At 42.5% G+C, this 22,781-nt stretch carries 20 protein-coding genes and 1 other RNA gene; 8 read left to right on the forward strand and 13 right to left on the reverse strand.

Annotated elements, in window-relative coordinates:
• Window positions 1–14 precede the first annotated feature (14 nt).
• The 7 genes from BUC10_RS02865 to BUC10_RS02895 all read right to left on the reverse strand — a co-directional run bounded on the left by BUC10_RS02865 (window position 15) and on the right by BUC10_RS02895 (window position 7,310).
• Window positions 15–710, reverse strand: a complete 696-nt coding sequence (locus BUC10_RS02865; protein ID WP_313784510.1) for a response regulator — start codon at window positions 708–710, stop codon at window positions 15–17.
• Complete coding sequence (locus tag BUC10_RS02870; protein ID WP_131819032.1) at window positions 703–2,802, reverse strand: tetratricopeptide repeat-containing sensor histidine kinase; 2,100 nt, start codon at window positions 2,800–2,802, stop codon at window positions 703–705. The genes BUC10_RS02865 and BUC10_RS02870 overlap by 8 nt, the downstream gene beginning before the upstream one ends.
• A 342-nt stretch (window positions 2,803–3,144) precedes the next feature.
• Window positions 3,145–3,309: a hypothetical protein gene (locus BUC10_RS17790; RefSeq protein ID WP_165614841.1), complete on the reverse strand. Its 165-nt coding sequence runs from the start codon at window positions 3,307–3,309 to the stop codon at window positions 3,145–3,147.
• A gap of 137 nt (window positions 3,310–3,446) precedes the next feature.
• Window positions 3,447–4,181 (reverse strand): LytR/AlgR family response regulator transcription factor, encoded by a 735-nt coding sequence (locus BUC10_RS02880; RefSeq protein ID WP_073176388.1) that lies wholly within the window; start codon window positions 4,179–4,181, stop codon window positions 3,447–3,449.
• Window positions 4,182–4,310: 129 nt separating this feature from the next.
• The gene (locus BUC10_RS02885) at window positions 4,311–5,852 is read right to left on the reverse strand and encodes a choice-of-anchor Q domain-containing protein (protein ID WP_073176389.1); all 1,542 of its coding nucleotides are present in this window, start codon (window positions 5,850–5,852) and stop codon (window positions 4,311–4,313) included.
• A 1-nt stretch (window position 5,853) separates the two neighbouring features.
• Window positions 5,854–6,243, reverse strand: a complete 390-nt coding sequence (locus BUC10_RS02890; protein ID WP_073176390.1) for an acyl-CoA thioesterase — start codon at window positions 6,241–6,243, stop codon at window positions 5,854–5,856.
• On the reverse strand, window positions 6,243–7,310 hold the full coding sequence (locus tag BUC10_RS02895) for a glutaminyl-peptide cyclotransferase (RefSeq protein WP_245812760.1): 1,068 nt from the start codon (window positions 7,308–7,310) through the stop codon (window positions 6,243–6,245). Before BUC10_RS02895 ends, BUC10_RS02890 begins: the two co-directional genes overlap by 1 nt.
• A 77-nt stretch (window positions 7,311–7,387) precedes the next feature.
• Between BUC10_RS02895 and ffs the strand changes: the two genes are divergently transcribed.
• The 4 genes from ffs (at window position 7,388) to fsa (ending at window position 9,560) form a co-directional block, all read left to right on the forward strand.
• Window positions 7,388–7,486: signal recognition particle sRNA small type (ffs, locus tag BUC10_RS02900), an RNA gene on the forward strand.
• A 57-nt stretch (window positions 7,487–7,543) separates the two neighbouring features.
• On the forward strand, window positions 7,544–8,353 hold the full coding sequence (locus BUC10_RS02905; protein ID WP_073177085.1) for an SDR family oxidoreductase: 810 nt from the start codon (window positions 7,544–7,546) through the stop codon (window positions 8,351–8,353).
• Between the two features lie 33 nt (window positions 8,354–8,386).
• Window positions 8,387–8,803 (forward strand): hypothetical protein, encoded by a 417-nt coding sequence (locus tag BUC10_RS02910; protein ID WP_073176391.1) that lies wholly within the window; start codon window positions 8,387–8,389, stop codon window positions 8,801–8,803.
• Window positions 8,804–8,903: 100 nt separating this feature from the next.
• Window positions 8,904–9,560 (forward strand): fructose-6-phosphate aldolase, encoded by a 657-nt coding sequence (gene fsa / locus BUC10_RS02915; protein ID WP_073176392.1) that lies wholly within the window; start codon window positions 8,904–8,906, stop codon window positions 9,558–9,560.
• Between the two features lie 63 nt (window positions 9,561–9,623).
• On the opposite strand, the gene BUC10_RS02920 is transcribed toward fsa, so the two are convergent.
• On the reverse strand, window positions 9,624–11,006 hold the full coding sequence (locus BUC10_RS02920) for a TlpA family protein disulfide reductase (RefSeq protein WP_073176393.1): 1,383 nt from the start codon (window positions 11,004–11,006) through the stop codon (window positions 9,624–9,626).
• 171 nt (window positions 11,007–11,177) lie between these two features.
• Here BUC10_RS02920 and BUC10_RS02925 point away from each other — a divergent pair, with 171 nt between their 5' ends.
• Window positions 11,178–12,809, forward strand: coding sequence for an ABC-F family ATP-binding cassette domain-containing protein (locus BUC10_RS02925; protein ID WP_073176394.1), 1,632 nt, complete (start codon window positions 11,178–11,180; stop codon window positions 12,807–12,809).
• Here the strand turns inward: BUC10_RS02925 and BUC10_RS02930 are convergent, their stop codons facing one another.
• Window positions 12,810–13,529: a hypothetical protein gene (locus BUC10_RS02930; RefSeq protein WP_073176395.1), complete on the reverse strand. Its 720-nt coding sequence runs from the start codon at window positions 13,527–13,529 to the stop codon at window positions 12,810–12,812. It abuts the gene before it with no gap.
• Between the two features lie 225 nt (window positions 13,530–13,754).
• Between BUC10_RS02930 and BUC10_RS02935 the strand changes: the two genes are divergently transcribed.
• A complete protein-coding gene (locus tag BUC10_RS02935) occupies window positions 13,755–14,294 on the forward strand; it encodes a fasciclin domain-containing protein (RefSeq protein WP_073176396.1) in 540 nt (179 codons plus the stop codon).
• A gap of 9 nt (window positions 14,295–14,303) precedes the next feature.
• Here BUC10_RS02935 and pheT read toward each other — a convergent pair whose 3' ends face one another.
• Window positions 14,304–16,724, reverse strand: a complete 2,421-nt coding sequence (pheT, locus tag BUC10_RS02940) for a phenylalanine--tRNA ligase subunit beta (RefSeq protein ID WP_073176397.1) — start codon at window positions 16,722–16,724, stop codon at window positions 14,304–14,306.
• Between the two features lie 128 nt (window positions 16,725–16,852).
• Here pheT and BUC10_RS02945 point away from each other — a divergent pair, with 128 nt between their 5' ends.
• Window positions 16,853–18,094 carry a peroxiredoxin family protein gene (locus BUC10_RS02945; RefSeq protein ID WP_073176398.1) on the forward strand — a complete coding sequence of 414 codons (1,242 nt, stop codon included), beginning with the start codon at window positions 16,853–16,855 and terminating at the stop codon, window positions 18,092–18,094.
• Here the strand turns inward: BUC10_RS02945 and leuB are convergent.
• Together leuB and BUC10_RS02955 are read right to left on the reverse strand one after the other, a co-directional pair.
• Entirely contained in the window at window positions 18,087–19,205 is a 1,119-nt protein-coding gene (gene leuB, locus BUC10_RS02950) for a 3-isopropylmalate dehydrogenase (protein ID WP_073176399.1), read from the reverse strand. The genes BUC10_RS02945 and leuB overlap by 8 nt on opposite strands.
• Window positions 19,206–19,236: 31 nt before the next feature.
• Window positions 19,237–20,409 (reverse strand): 2-isopropylmalate synthase, encoded by a 1,173-nt coding sequence (locus tag BUC10_RS02955; RefSeq protein ID WP_073176400.1) that lies wholly within the window; start codon window positions 20,407–20,409, stop codon window positions 19,237–19,239.
• 146 nt (window positions 20,410–20,555) lie between these two features.
• Here BUC10_RS02955 and BUC10_RS02960 point away from each other — a divergent pair, with 146 nt between their 5' ends.
• Window positions 20,556–22,100 carry a hypothetical protein gene (locus BUC10_RS02960; protein WP_073176401.1) on the forward strand — a complete coding sequence of 515 codons (1,545 nt, stop codon included), beginning with the start codon at window positions 20,556–20,558 and terminating at the stop codon, window positions 22,098–22,100.
• Here BUC10_RS02960 and BUC10_RS02965 read toward each other — a convergent pair.
• A complete protein-coding gene (locus BUC10_RS02965; protein ID WP_073176402.1) occupies window positions 22,097–22,759 on the reverse strand; it encodes an RluA family pseudouridine synthase in 663 nt (220 codons plus the stop codon). The genes BUC10_RS02960 and BUC10_RS02965 overlap by 4 nt on opposite strands.
• Window positions 22,760–22,781: the final 22 nt, after the last annotated feature.

Here is a 22,781-nt window from a genome sequence, read left to right on the forward strand (position 1 = left end):
GCAAGAACAAAAGGTTATATAAATCCGCGATTTTTGGCTGCCAAAATCAAAGCGAGGTCATTCTCGTTTTCGGTGCCAAAAAGCGACTTCATATGTCGTTTTCTGTTTTCGATGGAGGAGGGGGAAAGACGAATGTGCTTTTCCAAATCTTTGTTCTTGGTACCTATGGAAAGATGGTATAAAATCTTTTTATCCTTTTCATCCAAGTTGATGTTATTGGTCATTTTCTTTCTGATGGCGGACAGAGCCTTGGATGAATAATAAGGTGGGTTAAGGACCACGGTCTTCACAGCTTCTTCCAAGGTTTTGGGGTCAATATCGGTCTTGATCAGGTACCCATCTGGGTCAACGGACTGCAAAATGCTGTTGATGCGGTAATTGTCGCTAAAGGAGGACATAAAGATAATCTTGGTCTCGGGTACTAACTTACGTGCAAGAATCCCAAGGTCTTCACCAGTTTCGGGCTGTTGCTCATTGGGCGGAAAAAGTTGCACGTCCAAAAACAGAATATCATATTTAAAAGAGTCTACGGATTCCCTGATCATGCGTTCGCCTAACTCAAAGGTATTGGCGGTATCCACAATAATGCTATATCCGTCAAACACAACACGCTCTAGGATAAACTTGTACCCCAGCATGGTCATTTCATGGTCGTCAATGGCCAATATCCTCAATGTCTTCATATCCCGTTTTTCTTTAAGTTCAAACATTTACCATTACTTTACGTTCCGGAGCCTCCTTTGGATCCTGCCGAACAATATATTTTGGTTCAAGGGTCACCGTAAGGGTTGTGCCCTTGCCCTTTGCGCTATCAATATGGAGCGTACCGCCCATTTTTTGTACCCGGGAGAGCAGGTTCCTGAACCCAATTCCCTTTTTTCCCTTATTGCTGTCGAAACCTACGCCATTGTCAGAAATGGTGAGCTGCAGCATTTCTTCCCGTAGCATAAATTTCACCTCGGCCGATTCGGCCTCGGCATGCTTTACGCAGTTTTTAAGCGATTCCTGAACGATCCTGTAGGCATTGATCTTGATATCCCCCTCTAGGTCGTCCCAATCCACAGTTTCGTCGTAGGTTAAGGAACATTTCATCCCGGAAGATTCGCTTATGGTATGTATCAGGTCTTCGAGGGATACAATAAAGTTATAAAATTTTTGGTAGGATGCATCGCTCAATTCATGCGAAATACCTCGAATATCTTCCTCCACCTCGCGTAACTTTTCAATAAGTCCGGCCCGTTGCTCCACGGCATCCTCGTCCGCTTTGTCGTTTAGACCGCTGAGAAAGAGTCTAATTCCCAGCATTTCGCCCAATACCCCATCATGGAGCTCCTCCGAAATCCGTTTTTTCTCCAACTGCTTGCCCTCCTCAAATTTACCTTGTTGGGAAAGCATGAGGTTATAAATCTCTTGGTTGGCCTCTTGCTGCTTTTGTTCGTATTTGAGCTTGTTGTTGCTGGCGCGCTGTGCGAAGATGATATAGATGGCGATTCCTGCAAGCAGGAGACCCAGGGCCACCAAGGTCCAGATAAACTTGCCGCGGGTCAAGGCCTCGTTTTGGGAGATGACCTCATCGGTTTCCAGACGGATGCGTGCGAATTTGTCACGTTGTGCCCTTTCTTCCACTTTAACCTTCTCACTTAAATCATAAAATTCGTTTGAATAGGCAACGGCATTTTCACTGTCTAGAGAAGTGAGAAACCTAAGAACTTCCAAATGTCGATTTGTGTTAAGAGTCTCCTTGGAAATTTTCAATGATTCCAATGCGTAGCGTTTAGCCTTTAGTGAATCACCTTTTGCCGCAATAATTTCCGAATAAAATTGCTTAGCTCTAGCTTGATCTTCAGAAAACCCCATGCTATCATTCAATGTGACCGCCTGGCGGACCAATTCCTCGGCCTTTGGAAAATTAGAATTTCCCTTGAAAAGAACATGCCCTAAACTTAAAGTTACCTTGTTGTAAAGTGCCGGATTTTCTTTTTGAAGTGCCTTATCACTAAATAGTTCTGAGTATGCTTCTTTTGCTTTCAAATATTGTCCATCCTTAAGGAATACATGGGCGATATTGTTTTTGTTTTCCCATAATAAATCTTGCTGATTTTCAGAGACAAACTTTTTGATATAATAGCCCGCTTTTTGATAATACTCTAAAGATTTTGGATGGTTATTCATTCCATTGGAGACTATCCCTAACAGATTATTACAGTTATAGATTCTTCTGTAATCTTCTAAATCTTCAAAAATTCTTAGAGCTTCGGTTATGTGCACCTCAGCGCCTAAAAAGTCTTGGAAATATTCCTGAATATTTCCCATTCCGTATAAAATCCTTCCTCTCAGTGATAATGAAGTAGAATCCACAGGGAGCATTTGAAAACTTTTATGGGCCTTTTGATAATGGAAATAGGCACTATCCATCACTCCATGAGATTTTAAAAAGGCAGCCATATCCCAATGGGACTCTCCTAACGCTTTATATAATCGTCCTTTCTTTGATAACTGAACTACGCGTTCATTCATTTTTCGAAACCCCAAGGAATCGTTCAATCGTTTATAAGCCAATGAGATACGGGACAGATGATCCAATCGCAAAGTATCGTTGGTGATGGCAAAGGCCATTTCAGTGGCCCGTTTTAAATAGGCTTTACGGTGGTTTAGGTCCAGTTCTGTGCTATCCCTAGCTGCATCAATCCATTGGTTGATGGTTACCGCTTGGGTATCCATATTTGTATCCTTCTCCTTACGCTGTTTTCCGCAGCACATGAGTAAAATCAAAGAGCCAATAAATAAATGCTTGTATTTCAAGATATTGTACTAAAAAGTATGCGGTTATATGTTTTCTTTTACTACAAGGTAAAAAAAAAGCCCCAATTCCTTAGAGGTTTTGGGGCTATCTAACAATATTCCTAATTTTTACAATTCCCGATCGTCGTTTGCTACAGATTGAAATCGATTAAAACGACTTTGGGCGATGTATGTATTATCTGATTTATCAATTTTAGGGCTATTTGTTTCAAGCACAATTGACTTTTCCAAGGCTGAGTTTTTACTGTTTTCATTATCATAACATGCCAATGAAAATATGCTCAAGCCAAACAAAATAAACCTAGTTTTGATGTTTTTCACCAGATCCATGATTACCATTGGTTATTGACGGTCATCATCTTGGCTGGAATTTCCGGTGCTAGAATCCTGATCTCCAATTTCTGCCATTAGCGCATTAGTTTCTTCCACATTAGTCTCTGCTTCACAAGAAAATAATCCTACACTCATTACTACAAGGGCCAAAATACTTAATGTCTTCTTCATCATTCTCAGTTTTTATGGTTATGAAAAAAGGTTTATGCAGCCAAGATATCTTAGCACATAAAAACTGAGGGGCAGACACAGATTGTTTTAGTATTTGGACAAGATGTGTTAGAATTTTACTGGAAAAGGTAAGAATTCACCTAATTGTAGCTATTTACCGCAGTTTTGGAGAGCATTTCCTTTAGGGCATCTATGCGTTCCCTATAGGTCTTGGAGAATGGCAGCTCGTCCCGGCGCTCATTGCGCAAGGTGCACATGCCCTTCCCATAGTTGATACGGCTTACATAACGGCTATTGAGGATATAGCTCTGGTGGATCCGGATAAAACTTTCGGGCAGTTGTTGCTCAAAGGACTTCAGGGTTTTAAATGCACTGATCACATTGCCATCCCGCATAAAGAAGTCGGTGGCGTTGTTGTCCGATTTGAGATATAGAATATCGTTGGTGTTCAAATAGCGGTAATCGTTGTACGATTTTAAGCAGATGGTAGAGGGGATATGCTGCTTGGGATATAGTTTGCGAAGGCGCAGCACGGTCTTGCGGATATCAAATTCGTTGTGCGGCAGGATCCAATAGTCAAAGAAACCACTCTTGATCGCATTGTACGCATATTTTTTAGAGTTGGAGAATCCAATAATAATAGGGAGGTCTTGCATGAACTGGTTCAGTTCCGAGACCATATGGAAATAACTATAGCCTTCCTCGTTCAGGTTGATCAAGACCACATCCGGGGTATGTTTTAGGATGAGGTTAAGACCCTGTTCCGGATCGGGAGCGGTACCTGCACAAACGAAATCTCCATACTCTTGCAAGTAAACTTGCAATTGCAGCTTGGAGGCGGCGTTCGAATCGATTATGGCGTAGGTGTAATCCATGTGTAAATGACTGGGTGCAAGTTACTAACGTCCCAAAAAAACTCGTTGCAGTTTTCCCTTAAAAAAACTAGGGGTTTCCTCTAAAAACTAGAGTTTTAACATGTAATTTGTGACTTTTGGTCTCAAATCTTACTGATCCACCTCAAATTCATAGGCGCCAATGTCCGGATTTTGGATTCTGTCCTTACCAAGAATATCTGTGGGGACGGTAAGGGCATTATCGGGGTCCGCATTGTCCAGCGCGGCGGAGTTTGCCCCAATGCTAAATTGGTCATTAAAAGGTAGTGAAAAATCGGGCTCTTGATCCAGAATAGTGTTGCGATAACGATTTGTATCCGTAAAGTTATAAAGTGGGTCGTTGGCCAAGTTGCCGTTGTTGTCCCTTATTTTAAGAAGACAATTGGTAAAGCTAAAATTAAAGGTGGCAGAAGTATCCGCTTCCAGCAATAGTTCAATGGCTTGGGTTCCATCCACGATGCTATTGATGAAGTCGGCACTTTGAAGTGCTTGTGGACCATTTTCCCCAAAATTATTGATGGATACAGCCGCAGCCCGCCTTGGACCGTTGGACCAATAGTTGGCCATGGTGCAATGGGTAAATCGGTACTGACCGCCTTGATCTATTTGGAGCGTACTGGCGCCTGCGCCTCCCAGCACCGTATTTTGGGCGGTTATTCGTGCCCCGGTGGACCATAAATTTTGATTAAGGCTATTGTAGATTTGGGTGTTGGCGAGGGCAAGGGTGGGGGAGGCCAATATTCCATCCCCATCCACACGAAGGCCCACAGTGGCATTTTTTAGGGTGAGGTTTTCCAGATTGTTGCCGACACTACCTTCCCTGATCCAAACCGTACCCCACTGGCCGGGTTCCCGAGCATAACCGGGTTCTAGTCGGTCACCTTCAAAAATCACCTCATTTTCTAAAAGTTCTTGGTCTTCACTGAGTTGCCCGTTCACCTGTAATGTGGCACCTGACTCTACCAAAAGACCTGAATTGGCATGGAAATGTACCCGGGCCCCAGGTTGAACGACAAGGGAGTTTCCCTCTGCCACGGCCGCATAGCCATAGATCACGTAGGGTTTTTCATTGGAGAAGAGCAATTGCTCGGGTTCCAGATAAAAACCTTCTACCCGAATATCGTTGCCGTCCGTATCTTGTCCCAATACCAAAGTTTCCTTGGTGCCATCTGATAGGGTGGCCGGATATAAAAACACGGCATCTTTGATTAAGGTGACCAATTCCACCTCTTGGATGTTTTCGCCATTTCCGAAGAGCAGGCTTTCGGCATATAGGAAATCCGTCGTTCCTGCAGGAGCCACATCAAAGGTGGTTTCAATAAATACAAACAGGCTGTCTTTGGCCAACAGTGGAATATCGGTAAATGTTTTCCCAGCCTGTCCGTCAACATTTAGCCTGTAACTACTGTTTTCGCCTGTTTCCAGACCAATAAAGGGAATACTGACATCCCTATTGCCCCTGTTGTATACCTTTAAGGTATAGGTGGCACTGCCAATATTGCTAAAAATGGTATCCAGAAACACCGTGTCTTTAGAAAAGGAGAGATTTCCGGTGCTTGGTGCAAACTCAAAGTCCTTTCTGCATGAGCCGGCCAGCACTATAAGCACTAAAAGGAAGAGGGCAAAAAGGTATTTGGGGTACCGAGTGTTCACTTTAACCGAATAATTTCTGGATGGCTTCCGGGACGCGTTTGGGTTTTAAACTTACTCCGTCCAATAAACACCATTCCGTTATAGCATAAACCAAAAGTTGCTGGGTTTTATTGTTCCGGATTTCAACCACTCTTATAGATAAAGGTCCTTTGGTTTCTTGAATAAAGGTTTTGATTTCCAAGGAATCGCCCAACATTGCGGAACGCTTGTAGGTGATGTTATGGTTTTTTACCACCCAGACCAAATCCTTTCTAGCGGCGTTGTCAGTGGCTGTCAGCCAATGGCTTTCGGAAATGGACTGAATCCATTCCACATAGCGCACATTGTTCACATGGTTTAAGGCGTCCAGATCATGCTGGGCAACGGTGCGTTCCTCCGTATAGACCTGCATCAATCCTTTTTTCTGATATTCACCTCAAACAATTTGTTCCAGTTTTTTCCGGTCACGAAGAAGGTGCCCCGCTCATGGTGGTAGGCCACCCCATTGAGGACAGAATTGCCCTCGTCCCAATTGGGCCCTTTTTTGATTTTGTTCTTGAGGCCTCCAAAATTTATGACTCCCTCAATGGCCCCGGTCGAGGCATCTATGATCATTATACTTTCCTTTTGGTAGACATTGGCGTAGATTTTTCCATTTAAGTATTCCAGTTCATTGGCCTTGTTAAAAATGGATTTATTGGTCACCGTTTCTATATACCCCTGCTCTTCCAAGGTTTCTGGGTCCAAGAACCAGATTTTTTCGGTTCCATCGCTTTTAAAGATTTTGGTTCCATCGTTGCATAGGCCCCAACCTTCCCTACTTTGATCGTAGCTAAAGCTTTTTATACGTTCCAAGTTTTCGGGTTTGTATACGTAGCCCATGCCGCTCTGCCAGGTGAGCTGGTACAACTGGTCGTTGAGCAGTGTAATTCCCTCTGCAAAAACACTGGCGTCCATATCTATTTTTTGTGTAATCTCCCCAGTTTCAAAGTTGACCTTTCTTAGCGTGGAAAATCCTTTTTTGCCTGTGCTTTCATACAATATGTTGTCATGAAATTCCAATCCTTGGGTGTATGCGGTCGGGTCGTGGGGAAAGGTGTTTACAATATCATAGGTGTAAACCACCGGGGCATTGGCGGCAAGTAGTTTTATTTTCTTTTCTATTTCCACGGTTTGCTCCCCAAAACCAATTTTGGCTACAAGGGTCTTAGAGCCAAGGGTGTTGGAGGTCAGTCGTACCTTGCCATTGACGACAGCAAGTTCCTGACCATCGATAAAGTATTTAGGTTCCGAAATGTCCACCTCTTTTTTATTCCTGATGGTGATACCGATTTCTTGGTTATTTTGAAATTTATTTCCCTTTCCCTCCAGCTGTATGGCAAATAATTTGGAGGGGTCGGTTTCCCCACAACCCAAGAAGAATAGGAGGAAGCTAAAGATGGTTAGGATTTTGACCATGGTTTTATTACTATGTTTCATCGTTAAGATACCTTGACATTCGAAATTAAGAATGAAATAGGATTGCGGCAAATTTAAAATGGTCGTATATTTGCATTTGGCAAGTCCTACACGACCAGCTCCTGCAAAATCCCCCAGGGCGGGAACGCAGCAAGGGTATGTGGTTGTAGCGGTGCGATGTAGGTAGCTTGCCTTTTTTTGTGCCCTAAATTCTCCTGATTATGTATCTTTTGGGGCACTTTCAAACCCTTCAGATGGATAAAAAAGTTGTATTGATCACCGGCGGTTCCTCAGGTATAGGAAAATCAATAGGCACCTATCTAACATCAAAAGATTTTACGGTCTACGGAACCACAAGGAATCTGGACAAATACCCCAATTTTGATGCGTTTCAACTTATAGCGTTGGATGTGAAATTACCAGAAAGTGTGGAAGCGGCAGTAACAAAGGTTATTGCAGCCGAGGGCCGCTTGGATATTTTGATCAACAATGCGGGAGTTGGCATTACCGGCCCCATAGAGGAAACGCCCCATGAGGAAATACTGAATGTGTTTGACACCAATTTTCATGGCCCCATACATATGATGAAGGCCGTGTTACCGCAGATGCGAAAGCAGGGTGGGGGAGTCATCATCAATATTACTTCCATAGCTGGTTATATGGGATTGCCCTTCCGCGGTTATTATTCAGCCACCAAGGGTGCTTTAAGCTTGGTAACCGAGGCCTTACGAATGGAAACCAAGAACTTTGGGATTCGAATTTCCAATTTGGCCCCTGGGGACTTTGCCACCAATATTGCGGCCGGAAGATACCATGCTCCAGTAACGAAAGGTTCGGCCTATGAGGAGGTGTATCAAAAAAGTTTGGATCTTATGAACGAGCATGTGGATGCAGGAGGCGACCCGATGCAAGTGGCCCACAAGGTGCATGCGATAATTGAGAAGCGAAACCCTAACATCCACTACCCGGTTGGGGAATTTATGCAAAGGCTTTCGCTCTTGCTGAAACGGATATTGCCAGGGAAACTTTACGAGAAACTTTTGACCAATCATTACAAGCTTTAAACTGATGGCATGTTTTTTGATTCATGTTGAAACATGAAACCAAAGAACATTACAACCATCATTTTTTTGGCGGCCTTCACCATGCTTCTGCAAGGCTGCGACGAGATTTACGAATGCGTTTTCAACATCAATCCAGAAATTCATGATAAACCCTTGGAGTTGGGTTTGGTGGGTGAAAGATATTATGGCATTGTTACGGCAGAGATCAGCAACGAGGTCAATGACGACGACTACGACTACGATTTTGACGTGTTTGGCGAATTACCGCCGGGCATATTTTATGATATCAATAGAAGGTCGGTGGAATTTTTTGGCATCCCAGAGGAACGGGGAACCTATAGGTTTAGCGTGGAACTGTTTGTAGAAACCTATGATTACTATGGATACGACGGTAGCCCAACCTGTTCTGATTCCACGGTTAGGGACTTCACAATTCAAGTGGTGGATTAAAAGCGCTTAACACATATTTTAAGCAAATATTGAACACAAGGCTGGTTAATGTTGTAAATTCGTGTCGAATACTTTTACAACTTAAAACAGCGTTTGTAGCATGAAATTTTTTATAGACACCGCCAATCTCGACCAAATTGCCGAAGCACAACAATTGGGTGTTTTGGATGGCGTTACCACCAACCCTTCCTTGATGGCCAAGGAGGGTATTACTGGCAAAGACAATATCTTAAAGCATTATGTGGATATCTGCAATATCGTTGAGGGCGATGTTTCTGCAGAAGTAGTTTCCACCGAATTTGACGCTATGGTCAAGGAAGGGGAGGAGCTGGCTAAATTACATGAGCAGATTGTGGTTAAGGTACCCATGATCAAAGATGGTGTAAAGGCCTTAAAGTATTTCTCTGATAAAGGAATCCGTACCAATTGCACCTTGGTGTTTTCACCTGGTCAGGCACTCTTGGCGGCAAAAGCCGGGGCTACCTATGTGTCTCCTTTTTTGGGACGCTTGGATGATATCTCAACCGACGGACTCAATTTGATTTCCGAGATTCGGTTGATTTATGACAACTATGGTTTTGATACTCAAATTCTAGCCGCCTCCATCCGTCATACCATGCATGTAATCGATTGTGCCAAAATAGGCGCCGATGTCATGACCGGACCTTTATCGTCCATTACAGGGCTTTTAAAACATCCCCTTACAGATATTGGATTGGAAAAATTCTTGGCGGATTACCGAAAGGGAAACTCCTAAAGGATTTACGATTAATATAGGATTTACGAACCCTGGAAACTATGTTTTTCGGGGTTTCTTTTTTTAGAATGCCGCGTATAGATTGGTAAAAGCGTCTACCACCACTGTATCTTCCGCGATAACACATTTATAAAGATCATCCAAGATCAAGGCAGTCTGAACTTCCCTGAAATCATCCCCATGGAATTGCTTGGACTTGTCCAAATTGTACTCTTCCAGCATATTCATCCATTGGGTGTGACTGGTCTTAACATTGATGCCCACGAAATGGTGGTCGGGATATTCTTCCTGTAACTTGGCAACTCGCTTGGTGATATTTTTGAAATGTCCTTTTTGGGAGGCTGTCCAAAAATAGAAGACGGTCTTTTTATTTTTACTAATATCCTTTAAGGATACTCTTTCATTGTCAATGTTGACTATTTGAAGATTCGGCAGTTCCTTTTCCGGTTGCAGATTCTGAATACCTTCGTACAGGTGATTGATTTCGGCTTTATGATCCTCGTTGGAGGAAAGCTTTCTAAACTTATCAATGAAAATCTGGCATTCCTGACTTGCATTGTGTTCCTTTAAAAGATAATCCATGGCGATGTTTCTGAATAGGATATCGCGCAATTCCTGTTCCTTGACCAAGCTATCTACCAGTTTCAATTTGTGTTTATTGAAGTGCAGACGTCCCATTGCGGGTTTTTCATTTGTTCCGCAGCCCACTTGGCAGGTCATGTAGGATAAATTGCCAAAGTGGTATTTCAGAAAATCAAAATAGGGTCTAAAGTATGCAAGCTCCCTGTTGTTCAAATCCAAAGTGGCCCGATAATCATAAAAAGAATCCGAAAGCTGTTCAAAAACCTCGTTGCCGGTTTTTTTCTTGTGATAGAACGGATAGGTTTCCTTATGGAGAAAGTCGGTATAATGGATTGAAGCTTCCGCCATCTCCACAACCTTGTCGCTTAGCGTGTTGTCTGCGGTAAGATCCTGAAGCATATTTATTTTGATATTCTTGATGGAATCCAGCTTGCGAGCAAAATCCTCGGGGGGTAATTTGTAGTAGCTATAGACCAAGTGCTCGTCTCGTTCGTTGGCCAAGAACATTTCTACAAGAAAATTATTGATGTCGCTGCCGCGCCCTGAGAAAACCAAAGACTCGTCAAATTCCATGGTATTTAAACGTATGAGGATGCTATCGCCTTCCTGAAGGTATAGGTACTGTTGTTCTGGACTGTGATCGAAATGGTAGAGGCCTTCCTCAATCCCGCCAAGCTTGAAGGCAAATCTGTTATTGTCGTCCAGCTGTACCGAATCGATATAGGAATCGTTCCGATATAGGACCACATAATCGCTGGTGGGGTTGACTATCTCTCCTCCAAAAAAGACCGTGGGGCAATCCCCGGATCTTCCAGTACACGACAAAATGGACACTAAAGAGAGGCCGAGTAAAAATCTAATCATATAAAGCGAACGATCATATTTGACCAACAAAATTAAGAATAGCTTAATCCTAAGCTTGTTAATAGCTAGTTAAATGTTGTAAAACCTTGTTTTAGTGATGTTTAATAATCCACTTTTAAATTGGAAATACGACCGTGTTTTAGCTACTTTTGCACCAAAATAAGAAAAGGAATGTTATCAGTATCCAATTTATCGGTACAGTTCGGAAAAAGAGTGTTGTTTGACGAGGTGAATGTGACCTTTACCCATGGGAATTGCTATGGAATCATTGGGGCAAATGGGGCAGGCAAATCCACGTTTTTGAGGATTCTGTCCGGACAGATGGAGCCTACTTCGGGCAGTGTAAACCTGGAGCCGGGCAAGCGAATGTCGATCCTGGAACAGGACCATAATGCGTATGATGAATTTCCTGTGCTCGAATCCGTGGTGATGGGAAATAAGCCACTTTTTAAGATTAAGAAGGAAATCGATGCGCTTTATGCAGATTACTCTGACGAGAATGCAGAAAAGATAGGGGAGCTCCAAGTACAATTTGAAGAGATGAATGGATGGAACGCCGATAGCGATGCAGCGGCCATGCTTTCCAACCTTGGTATTTCTGAAGAGCTACATTATACGGCCATGGCAGATATGGATTCCAAACTTAAAGTAAGAGTACTCTTGGCCCAAGCTCTGTTCGGCAATCCTGATGTACTGATCATGGATGAGCCTACCAACGATTTGGATTATGAGACCATCAATTGGTTGGAGAACTTTTTGGCAAACTATGATAACACTGTCATTGTGGTTTCCCACGACAGGCACTTCCTTGATGCGGTTTGTACCAGTATAGCGGATATTGACTTTGGAAAAATCAATCTGTTTTCAGGGAACTATACATTTTGGTATCAAAGTAGTCAATTGGCAGCGCGCCAAAGAGCGCAACAGAACAAAAAGGTAGAGGAGAAAGCCAAAGAACTTCAGGAGTTTATCCAGCGATTTAGTGCCAATGTGGCCAAGAGCAAGCAGGCCACCTCAAGAAAGAAGATGTTGGATAAACTGAAAATTGAGGATATCAAACCATCCAGTAGAAGGTATCCCGCCATTATTTTTGAGCGTGAGCGTGAAGCCGGCGATCAAATATTGAACGTAGAAAAACTCTCAGCCACTTCGGAAGATGGTGATTTACTGTTCCAGAACGTGAATATCAATCTGGCCAAAGGAGACAAAGTGGCCATTATCTCTAAGGATTCAAGGGCCACAACGGCATTTTATGATATTATCAACGGCGTTACAAAAGCAGATAGTGGTTCTTACCAATGGGGGGTGACCACCAACCAATCCTATCTACCAGCGGACAATGCCTCTTACTTTAAGGAGGATGTCAATTTGGTGGATTGGCTTCGGCAGTGGGCCAAGACAGAAGAGGAGCGGGAAGAGGTATATATCCGAGGTTTCCTTGGGAAAATGTTGTTCAGTGGGGAAGAAGCCCTGAAAAAATGCACCGTGCTCTCCGGGGGTGAAAAAGTGCGTTGTATGTTAAGCCGCATGATGATGCTTCGAGCCAACGTATTGATGCTCGACGAACCCACAAACCATTTGGACCTAGAAAGTATTACAGCCTTCAATAATTCCTTAAAGAACTTTAAAGGGACTGTATTGCTGACAACCCACGATCACGAATTTGTGCATACTGTTGCAACAAGAATCATCGAATTAACACCCAAAGGAACCATTGATCGTTACCTGAGTTTTGATGATTATATGTCGGATAAATCCATTAAGGAGCAGCGCGACAAAATGTATGCTGTGGCGGCGGTTTGATCAAGCATTGAAATACTTACTGTTCCAGATAGCGGGATTGAAATTTTTACCCAATGCAAAGCCATAGAAAATAACCACTGAGGCTATGCACTTGAACATAAAAAAGAAAACAATCCAAAACTCGGCGGTAGAGCTATTTTTGGAAAAAAGCCCATCAGGTACCAATAGGGTGATCCAGTAACTTATCAAAAGGACGAAAAACACAAGATTCACCATGTTCTTAAAGGGCCATACCAACAGTTTTCGAAGAGGGTGCAGGTCATTGCCCCATTTGTGAACTAGGTAGTAATAGTCGTTCCCGATCGGGGCAAAAAGCAATGGGTCGTCCTTGTCTTCCAGTTTAAAAAGCTTGGAAGGTGCCATTACCTTAAAACCTTTCAGTTCGGTATTGTGCTGGGCCTCCAATTTTTTGATTTTGGACACACCACTTTTGGGCACCTCTCCCTTAAAGTATCTGCTGTCCAGAAATCGAAGTCGATAATCGATGCATATTTTTTTGATGTGCTCCAGGTGATAGATATTTTCTGCTTCAAGCAATTCAAAATTAAAATCGTTTGTTGAGGCCCCTTTGCTTGATGTTAATTCGGAATCGATTCTGTTTTCTTGGGTGAAACGTTCTTCAAGGAGCTTTTGTACATTTTCAAGAATCTGTGCTTCAGTCACCTCCTTTTTCCTGAGTCTTTGCAATTGTAGCTCAATGTTGGTTTTTGGTAAAATCATTTTGTTCTTCTTAGCAATCTCTTCAAAGTTAACGAATTAGGAAAATCATCTGAAAAAGACTCTCTAAAAGCAAATGTTAACATATTGTTAAATAAATTTCACAAAGCGAATTCCGGAGGCGGTTTTGTTAAAAAAGTGTATCTTATCGAAGTTTTTGGCATTTAAACGTATAAAGGCATTATTTTAGGTGCTGCAGATTGAAAAGTCCCAAAGATTAGAACCATTATGAAAGCTCCCTCAAACAAAATCCTACTTAGTCTGTGCTTTGTCCTTTCCCTATCGGTTTACGGCCAAAATTCTAAAACCTTTACTAGCGATATCACTGCGGAAAGAACCTTGGACTCAGACCGTCATAAAATACTTTTTGAGGCGGTTAAGGCGTCTGAGATGGAATCGTTATTGGATGAGGCGGGTCCCCTTACCGTATTCGCTCCTTCCGATGCGGCTTTTGAGCGGTTCTCCAATGGAAAGGTTGAAGAGCTATTGAATTCCGAAGACAAGAGTGAATTGAAATCCCTTTTGGGGTATCATATTGTTGCCGGTCATTTAACAGCTTCCAAAATTTTAAGGGCTATGTGTAGGGGAAATGGCAAGGCAAGTTTTACCACGATACAAGGGAAAAAATTAGTAGCCCATATGGACGGCTATGATATTGTATTGACTGACCCAATTGGCAATACGGCTCGAATCACAACTGCAGATGTACGTCAAAAAAACAGTGTTATCCACGAGATAGACAGTGTAATCCAACCCACCCAAATGTAAAAAGGGAATCTAGCGAAGTTCCGCTCCAAGTTCTTTTTGATATCCAGCTAGGAACTTTGACATTATTTTGTCAATTTGCTTGTCTGTTAGAGTTTTGTTTTCATCCAAAAGTGTAAAACTTACCGCATATGACTTTTTACCATCTGGCAGTTTCTTACCGAGATAAACATCAAACAAGCTGACTTTTTTAAGGAGTTTTTTCTCCGTTTTCCATGCTATATCATATACCTGCTGAAATGTAATACTTTCATCCAACAGAAGCGCAAAATCTCTTGTGACCTCAGGGTATTTTGGGATATCCTTAAACGAAATCTTTTGGTCGCGAACCAATTCCATAATTACATCCCAATCCAAATCGGCATAAAAAACATCCTGTTTGATATCGAACTCCTTTAACATGGTCTTGCTTACAAGTCCGTAAGCCCCTATGTGCTTCCCATTCTTGCTTAGGCCCAATCCTTCAGCAAAAGAAGCATCTTGATGCGGTTTGGTTAGCACGCCCTCAATGCCCAATCGGCTAAGGACATTTTCAACGCTTCCTTTTAGGTAGAAGAAATCCGTTTTTTTGGAATCTTGGGTCCAACTACTTTGATTGCGGTTCCCTGTAATGAAGACACAGAGATGTTGTTTTTCCAAATTCTCGTTTTTGGACTTGTGGTAGGTCTTGCCAAACTCAAAGAGTTTCAAATCCGTTTTTTGACGGTTCAAATTGTAACCCACGGTCTGGAGCCCAGAGAACAACATGGAGGTCCTAAGGACTGACAAATCAGCACTAAGGGGATTGAGCATGGTGACATTGGCGTCCTCACCACTCAACAAATCTTGCTTTCCGGCGGCTACCAAACTGTTGGTCATGGTTTCGTAAAATCCTTGGGAAGCCAACATATTGGCGACCACATCTTGTACCCTGTAATTCTCAAATTTAGAGGACTTGGCAATGGATGCGGTCAGTTTTTCCTTGTGGTCAATATTGTTGTAACCGTAGACCCTTAAAATCTCTTCGATGACATCCACTTCACGCTCTACATCGACACGGTAGTTGGGAATGGTAAGCCCCAATCCGGATTCGGTAACATTGTTGACCTTGATTTCCAAAGAAGAAAGAATCGATTTAATGGTATCCCTCGGAATTTCTTGTCCTATTAAAGAGTTGATTTTATCAAAAGTTAGGAAAACCTGACGCTCCTGCGCCTTTTTTGGGTAAAGGTCCACCACTTCCGAACTGATATCCCCTCCGGCAATTTCTTTGATCAAAAGAGCAGCACGTTTTAGCGCATACTCTGTCATGTTAATATCGATACCCCGCTCAAACCTAAAGGAGGCATCTGTATTTAGACCGTGGCGTTTGGCCGTTTTTCTAATGGAAACCGAATCGAAATAGGCACTTTCCAAAAAGATGGAAGTAGTGTCTTCTGTAACTCCTGAATGAATCCCGCCAAAAACACCGGCGATACACATGGGTTTTTCGCTGTCACAAATCATGAGGTCATCCTCGTGCAATTCACGTTCTACCTCGTCCAAAGTCACAAACTTGGTTCCCGCGGGCAACGTCTTGACTTCAATTTTTCCTCCTTTTATCTTGTTTGCGTCAAAGGCATGCAGCGGTTGTCCCAATTCATGAAGCACATAGTTGGTCACGTCCACCACATTGTTAATGGGCGAAAGTCCAATGGCCTTCAATCGGTTCTTTAACCAGTCAGGGGATTCCTGGACAATGATATTGCTTATGGTCACCCCACAATATCTAGGTGCCAATTGGCTGTCCTCAACCTCCACATCAATTTTTAGGGACCTGTTATCTATAAGAAAGTTACTGGTGGAAGGGGTAAGCAATCCCTTTTGAATTTCTTGCTGCTCCAATCCGGCCTTTAAATCCCTGGCCACTCCAAAATGACTCATGGCATCGGCTCTGTTGGGGGTAAGTCCAATTTCGAAAACTTGATCTTTTTCAATCTCAAAAACTTTGGCGCAAGGAGTGCCTACTTCCAGTACCTCGCTAAGCACCATAATGCCATCATGGCTTTCACCCAAGCCAAGCTCATCCTCGGCACAGATCATCCCATGGCTTTCCTCTCCCCGTATCTTCCCTTTTTTAATTTGCCAGGCTTCCCCTTCCTTACTATACAGAGTGGTTCCAATGGTGGCAACAGGTACCTTTTGTCCGGCCTCTACGTTGGGCGCACCACATACAATTTGAACTGGGGTGCTTTGGCCGATATCTACTGTGGTAAGTTTAAGACGATCTGCATTGGGGTGTTTATCGCAGGTGAGAACGTGCCCAACCACAACACCTTCCAAACCACCTTGGACGGATTCAAACTTGGAGATTCCCTCAACCTCTAAACCAAGATCTGTGAGTAATTCCCCAGTCCTGTCGGCATCCCAATCAATTTGTAAAAACTGCTTTAACCAGTTGTAAGAAATCTTCATACCCCAAATTTAAAGTGGACAAAGATAAAACAATAGGTCAACAGATTCAACGGAAATATACCATGGCATGGTGAGGTATATGTAAGTTATCCGTAGGATTTACGATATTTAAGTCAAATATCCACTCCATGCGAAGATTTTGGTTTCCAGTTCTTGTCTCTTTTCTTTTCCTTTTTTCCTGTACAGAGGAGAAAAAATCCTTAAATCTAGGGGATTGGTGGGCAACCATGGACGTTTCTCCAACGGAGAATCTTCCATTCAATTTCAACTTGTCCAAAAGTAAAGAGGGTAACTATATCATGAAAATGTATAATGCTGATGAGGAAGTGGTCGTTGATGAAATCACACTTACCCAAGATTCCATTCGTATTAAAATGCCCATTTTTGAAGGGTATATTCTGGGAACCTACGATGAAAACGGGATTCAGGGAAACTTTATCAAGGAGAGCCTGAATAGGGTAGTACCATTTAGTGCCATGTTTGGCAAGCGCGATCGGTTTAAAGTGGAGAAGGAGCCGATAAGCAATATTTCGGGAATTTGGGAGACTCATTTTGATTATGACACGGACAATCCCTATCCTGCCAAGGGTATTCTTATGCAAAACGGAAATGATGTCACAGGTACATTTAGAACGAAAACGGGTGACTATAGGTTTTTGGAAGGGGCGGTCAGTGGTGATACGCTAAAGCTTTCGGCGTTTGATGGCGCCCATGTGTTCTTATTTACGGCTCATGTTACGGACAGTACCTTGAATGGTCTGTTTTATTCTGGAAATCATTCGGTAGAAAAGTTTAAGGCTGTTAGAAACGAAGCTTTTGAACTTCCAGATGCCAATTCACTTACATATTTGAAAGAGGGGTATGATAGGTTCAACTTTAGTTTTCCAGACGAAGAGGGAACCATGGTTAGTTTGTCGGATAGCCGCTTCCAAAACAAGGTGACCTTGGTACAAATTATGGGAACTTGGTGTCCAAACTGTTTGGACGAGACCCGGTTTTATGTCGATTTTTTGCAGAAAAACCCAGAGTTGGAGGTAGAGTTTGTGGCATTGGCGTTTGAATATGCCAAGACCAAGGAAAAGGCTTTTGAAGGGATTGCGCGTTTGAAGGAGCGGACTGGTGTTCCTTACCCCATAGTGTTGGCTCAATATGGAACATCCAACAAGCAAAAGGCCAATGAAAAATTGCCCATGCTCAATCATGTACTGTCATATCCCACAACTATATACATAGATAAACAGGGCGAGGTGAAAAAAATCCATACCGGATTTAATGGACCCGCTACTGGCAAAAAGTTTGAAGCGTTTAAAGAAGAATTCAGTCAAACCATTCAGGAACTGACTTCAGGAGAGGGAAGTCCCTCTAAATGATTGTGGATTTTCCCAAATCGATGTTTTCATCGTTCATATTGAAATCATCGTCGCTATCCACAATGTTCTCGGCAATAAAATCACCTACATGGTTGGTCCCGTATTGGCTTTTGGAATCTAAATCCGGAGTAACAATACCCTTTTTTAAGGATTTGTCCACGGCCTCCCTAACAGCCATGGCTTCCTCGAAAAGTTTGAAGTGTTCCAACAACATTGCTGCGGACAAGATGGAAGCTATGGGGTTGGCAATATCCTGTCCCTTAGCCTGGGGATAAGAGCCATGAATGGGTTCAAACATTGCACTATCAGTACCTACTGAAGCTGAAGCTAATAAGCCTATAGATCCTCCGATAACACTGCCCTCGTCGGAAATGATATCCCCAAACATATTTTCTGTCAAAATCACATCAAACTGACTAGGGTTGAGAATGATTTGCATGGCAGCATTGTCAACGAACATGTATTCGAGCTTGACCTCTGGGTAACTTTCCCCAATTTTTGAAACCACCTTGCGCCATAATCTCGATGACTCCAAAACATTGGCCTTATCAACCAAGGTAAGTTTGTTTTTTCGATTTTTTGCCGCTTTGAATGCTAGGTGAGCAATACGGCTTATTTCCTTTTCAGTATACGAACACAAATCAGAAGCCTCTGTACCTTCAGCATTTATTTTCTTTTCACCAAAGTAGATACCTCCTGTTAACTCACGGTAAATAGTAAAGTCCGTTCCAGAAATAATTTCTGGTTTTAAAGGGGAATTTTTTAGGAGCTTTGGAAAAACTTTTACGGGTCTAATGTTGGCAAAAAGACCTAATTCTTTTCGAAGTTTCAAAAGACCTTGTTCCGGTCGCACCTTCGCATCAGGGTTGTTATCGTATTTGGGATCACCAATAGCTCCGAATAAAACGGCATCCGCTTCTTCACAAAGATTTAGGGTTTTCTCCGGTAATGGATCCCCGTGCTTGTCAATAGCGATGGCTCCAACCGGAGCTTCGCGATACACAAAATTGTGATTGAAGGTTTCTTCTACAGCCTGTAAACACTTTACTGCCTGACTTAAAACCTCAGGTCCAATACCATCTCCGGCCAACAATGCAATTTTCAAGTTCATCTAATGGTACTTTTCCGGTTAAAGAAGAAGATTAGGCCATGCTTTGGATGGAAACACCACTGGTTTCAACAATTTGGTGGATATCCTCATCCATGATTTCCTTTTTCTGGTCGGCAAACTTTAAAAAGTTCTCATACACCACATCCAATTGTAGTTTGGTGAGTTCGTATCCCACATTTTTCGCTCTGTAGGCCAATGCCGCACGACCACTTCTCGCAGTAAGCACAATTGAGGACTCACTTACTCCAACATCTTTGGGGTCAATGATTTCATAGGTCTCACGTTGCTTGATTACCCCATCCTGATGAATTCCCGAGCTATGCGCAAAGGCATTGGAACCAACAATTGCTTTATTGGGCTGCACCGGCATTCCCATTTTTTGTGATACCATTTGACTGGTATCCAACAGCAATTGACTATTGATATCGGTATCGAGATTCAGGTAAGGGTGCTGCCTCAAAATCATCACTACTTCCTCTAGCGAAGTGTTTCCAGCACGTTCCCCAATGCCGTTGATGGTACATTCAATTTGACGAGCACCATTGATAACCCCTGCAATGGAATTGGCCGTTGCCAAACCTAAATCGTTATGACAGTGGCAAGATAGAATGGCCTTGTCTATCCCAGTGACATTCTCCTTTAGGTATTTCATCTTGGCCCCGTATTCTTCGGGAAGGCAATAACCTGTAGTATCTGGGATGTTAAGTACAGTGGCTCCTGCCTTGATAACGGCTTCACAGACCTGTGCCAAGAAATCGTTGTCTGTTCTACCGGCATCCTCAGCATAGAATTCAACATCTTCCACAAAGGACTTGGCATAGGCCACAGCTTCTACAGCTCGTTCAATAATTTTTTCACGGGTAGAGTTGAACTTGTATTTGATATGGGAATCGGAAGTTCCTATTCCGGTATGTATTCTAGGGCGCTTTGCAATCTTAATGGCATCTGCCGCCACTTCTATATCTTTTTTAACAGCTCTGGTAAGACCACAAACCGTTGCATTTTTTACAAGCTTGGCAATTTCATTAACCGAATTGAAGTCACCAGGACTGGAGATAGGAAAGCCAGCTTCAATAATATCCACGCCCAATTCGTCCAAACGCTCGGCTATGACCAATTTTTGGGTGGTATCCAATTTACAACCCGGAACTTGTTCCCCGTCTCTTAGGGTTGTATCAAATATTTGTACCTTATCTTTACTCATTATTTTAGCCAGTTTTATCTAAACTATACGAAGATAGGGCAGGAGTAGGCTAGAAGCGGTAGTTGCGCTAATCCATTACAACGTTAAATTGTATTTCAAGTAGTTTAAATAGCTGTTATACAATTGTTTAAAGTATATTTTTTACGATGACAAATACCCATAGGGATGCCTTATTCGTGTTGATTGAATCACTTTCTAAATCGGAAAAACGACAGTTCAAACTGTATGTGGGTCGTCTTGGAGTTAATACAGATGCAAAATTTTTGGCACTTTTTAACCTGCTTGATAAAATGCGTAACTACGACGAAAAGCAGATTTTAGATAGTGGAATCGTAAAAAAAGCACAACTATCCAACCTTAAGGCGCATTTGTACAAGCAGATTTTGGTAAGTCTGCGATTGAACCCGGTCAACCAGAATATTAGGGTCCAGATTCGTGAACAACTGGACTTCGCAACTATTTTGTACCAAAAAGGCCTGTATAAACAAAGTCTTAAGATTTTGGATAAGGCCAAGAACATGGCCATTGAGAATGAGGAAAAAAATGTCGCCTATGAAATTGTGGAATTGGAGAAAATTATTGAGACCCAATATATCACTCGAAGCATACCCCATCGCGCGGATGAGCTGGCCGTTTTGGCCAAAGAGCTTTCTGAAGACAATGTGATGACAAGCAAATTGTCCAATCTTTCGCTTCAGCTCTATGGAAAAATGCTCAAGGTAGGTTACGTGCGAAACGATGAGGATTTGCAGGAAGTGAAAAGCTATTTTGAAGCGCAATTGCCTCATTACAACATTGAGAAATTAGGTTTCAGGGAGAAACTCTGGCTCTATAAGGCGCATCTCTGGTATAGCTTATTGACCCAAGATTTTTTATCCTCCTACAAATTTGCAAGTAAATGGGTAGACCTGTTTTACGACAATAAGGAAATGATTGCGCTAAATCCGGTTTTCTTCCTAAAGGGAAACCATTACCTATTGGAGGCGCTTTTCTTTGTCAAATACGGTTCTCAATTCAAGGATACCTTGAAACGATTGGAGGAGCAGGTTGCAAGTCCTGGATTCCCAAAAAATGACAATATATCATCTCTCGCATTTTTGTATATCAATTCCAACAAGCTCAACCAACATTTCCTGGAGGGTACTTTTGACAAGGGGTTGTATTTGGTAAACATCATTGAATACGGGATCAAAAAGCACAGGGCAAGGATTGATGAGCATCATATTATGCTGTTGTATTATAAAATTGCCTGCCTTTACTTTGGGAATGGAGACCACAAAAATTGCATCATCTACCTCAAAAAAATCATTTCCAATAAGAACTTGAAAATGCGCGAGGACTTGATGTGCTTTGCCCGGGTACTTAGTTTGGTGGCACATTATGAGGCTGGTATGGACTATCATTTGGAGGTACAGTTAAAAAGCACCTACAAGTTTTTACTGAAAATGAATGACCTTCATGCCGTACAAAAAGAGATGATCAAGTTTCTGCGGAGTTTGGGCGATATTTATCCGAGTGATTTGAAGAATGAGTTTCAGAAACTGTACACGGAACTCAAGAAATATGAGAATCATCCCTATGAAAAAAGGGCATTTTTATATTTGGATATCCTTTCCTGGTTGGAAAGCCATTTGCATGGAAAGCCGGTAGGACAGATTATTAGAGAAAAAGCGCTGGCGGTAACACGCTAGATACAGGCATTCCAAACCGGGTCTTCCGGAGGGTTCGCCTCAAACTGGATAGTTTCTTTTTTTACCGGATGTTCAAACTCTAGTCTTCTAGCATGGAGATGAATCCCGCCGTTGGCGTTGCTTCTTGGAGCACCGTATTTTAAGTCCCCTTTAATAAAACATCCTACGGCTGCCAATTGGGCCCGAATCTGGTGATGTCTGCCCGTCTTCAAATCTATTTCCAGAAGGGTATATGAATTTAAAACCTTTATTGACCTATAGGTTAAAATAGCCTTCTTGCTATCGGCAACTTCCTTTTTATAGGCGTAGGACTTATTCTGTTTTGGGTTTCTTACAAGCCAATGTATGAGCTCCCCATTTTCTTTTTCCGGCGCCTTATTGACCACGGCCCAATAGGTTTTTTTGGTTTTTCCCTCTGAAAATAATTTATTCAACCGGGGTAGGGCCTTTGACGTTTTCGAAAAAACCACAATTCCCGAGGTGGGTCTGTCCAGCCTGTGCACTACCCCTAAATATACGTTGCCTGGTTTATTGTGCTTTTTCTTGAGATAGGATTTAACGACCTCGCTTAAGGGCGTATCCCCAGTTTTGTCGCCCTGTACAATATCTCCTGATCTCTTGTTGACTACAATAAGATGGTTGTCCTCAAAGAGGACCATAAGATTTGAAGAATTGGACCTG

This window comes from Flagellimonas flava, from assembly GCF_900129665.1.
In the GTDB taxonomy this organism is placed as follows: Bacteria; Bacteroidota; Bacteroidia; order Flavobacteriales; family Flavobacteriaceae; genus Flagellimonas; species Flagellimonas flava.

Excerpts from the sequence above, each read along its gene's own strand:
- fsa (WP_073176392.1), top strand. The coding sequence starts at position 8,904 with ATGAAATTTTTTATAGACACCGCCAATCTCGACCAAATTGCCGAAGCA.
- BUC10_RS02945 (WP_073176398.1), top strand. The coding sequence starts at position 16,853 with ATGCGAAGATTTTGGTTTCCAGTTCTTGTCTCTTTTCTTTTCCTTTTT.
- BUC10_RS02920 (WP_073176393.1), bottom strand. The coding sequence starts at position 11,006 with ATGATTAGATTTTTACTCGGCCTCTCTTTAGTGTCCATTTTGTCGTGT.
- BUC10_RS02925 (WP_073176394.1), top strand. The coding sequence starts at position 11,178 with ATGTTATCAGTATCCAATTTATCGGTACAGTTCGGAAAAAGAGTGTTG.
- BUC10_RS02930 (WP_073176395.1), bottom strand. The coding sequence starts at position 13,529 with ATGATTTTACCAAAAACCAACATTGAGCTACAATTGCAAAGACTCAGG.
- BUC10_RS02960 (WP_073176401.1), top strand. The coding sequence starts at position 20,556 with ATGACAAATACCCATAGGGATGCCTTATTCGTGTTGATTGAATCACTT.
- BUC10_RS02905 (WP_073177085.1), top strand. The coding sequence starts at position 7,544 with ATGGATAAAAAAGTTGTATTGATCACCGGCGGTTCCTCAGGTATAGGA.
- BUC10_RS02935 (WP_073176396.1), top strand. The coding sequence starts at position 13,755 with ATGAAAGCTCCCTCAAACAAAATCCTACTTAGTCTGTGCTTTGTCCTT.
- pheT (WP_073176397.1), bottom strand. The coding sequence starts at position 16,724 with ATGAAGATTTCTTACAACTGGTTAAAGCAGTTTTTACAAATTGATTGG.
- BUC10_RS17790 (WP_165614841.1), bottom strand. The coding sequence starts at position 3,309 with ATGATGAAGAAGACATTAAGTATTTTGGCCCTTGTAGTAATGAGTGTA.
- BUC10_RS02865 (WP_313784510.1), bottom strand. The coding sequence starts at position 710 with ATGTTTGAACTTAAAGAAAAACGGGATATGAAGACATTGAGGATATTG.
- BUC10_RS02965 (WP_073176402.1), bottom strand. The coding sequence starts at position 22,759 with ATGGTCCTCTTTGAGGACAACCATCTTATTGTAGTCAACAAGAGATCA.
- BUC10_RS02890 (WP_073176390.1), bottom strand. The coding sequence starts at position 6,243 with ATGCAGGTCTATACGGAGGAACGCACCGTTGCCCAGCATGATCTGGAC.
- BUC10_RS02880 (WP_073176388.1), bottom strand. The coding sequence starts at position 4,181 with ATGGATTACACCTACGCCATAATCGATTCGAACGCCGCCTCCAAGCTG.
- BUC10_RS02895 (WP_245812760.1), bottom strand. The coding sequence starts at position 7,310 with ATGAAACATAGTAATAAAACCATGGTCAAAATCCTAACCATCTTTAGC.
- BUC10_RS02910 (WP_073176391.1), top strand. The coding sequence starts at position 8,387 with ATGAAACCAAAGAACATTACAACCATCATTTTTTTGGCGGCCTTCACC.
- leuB (WP_073176399.1), bottom strand. The coding sequence starts at position 19,205 with ATGAACTTGAAAATTGCATTGTTGGCCGGAGATGGTATTGGACCTGAG.
- BUC10_RS02955 (WP_073176400.1), bottom strand. The coding sequence starts at position 20,409 with ATGAGTAAAGATAAGGTACAAATATTTGATACAACCCTAAGAGACGGG.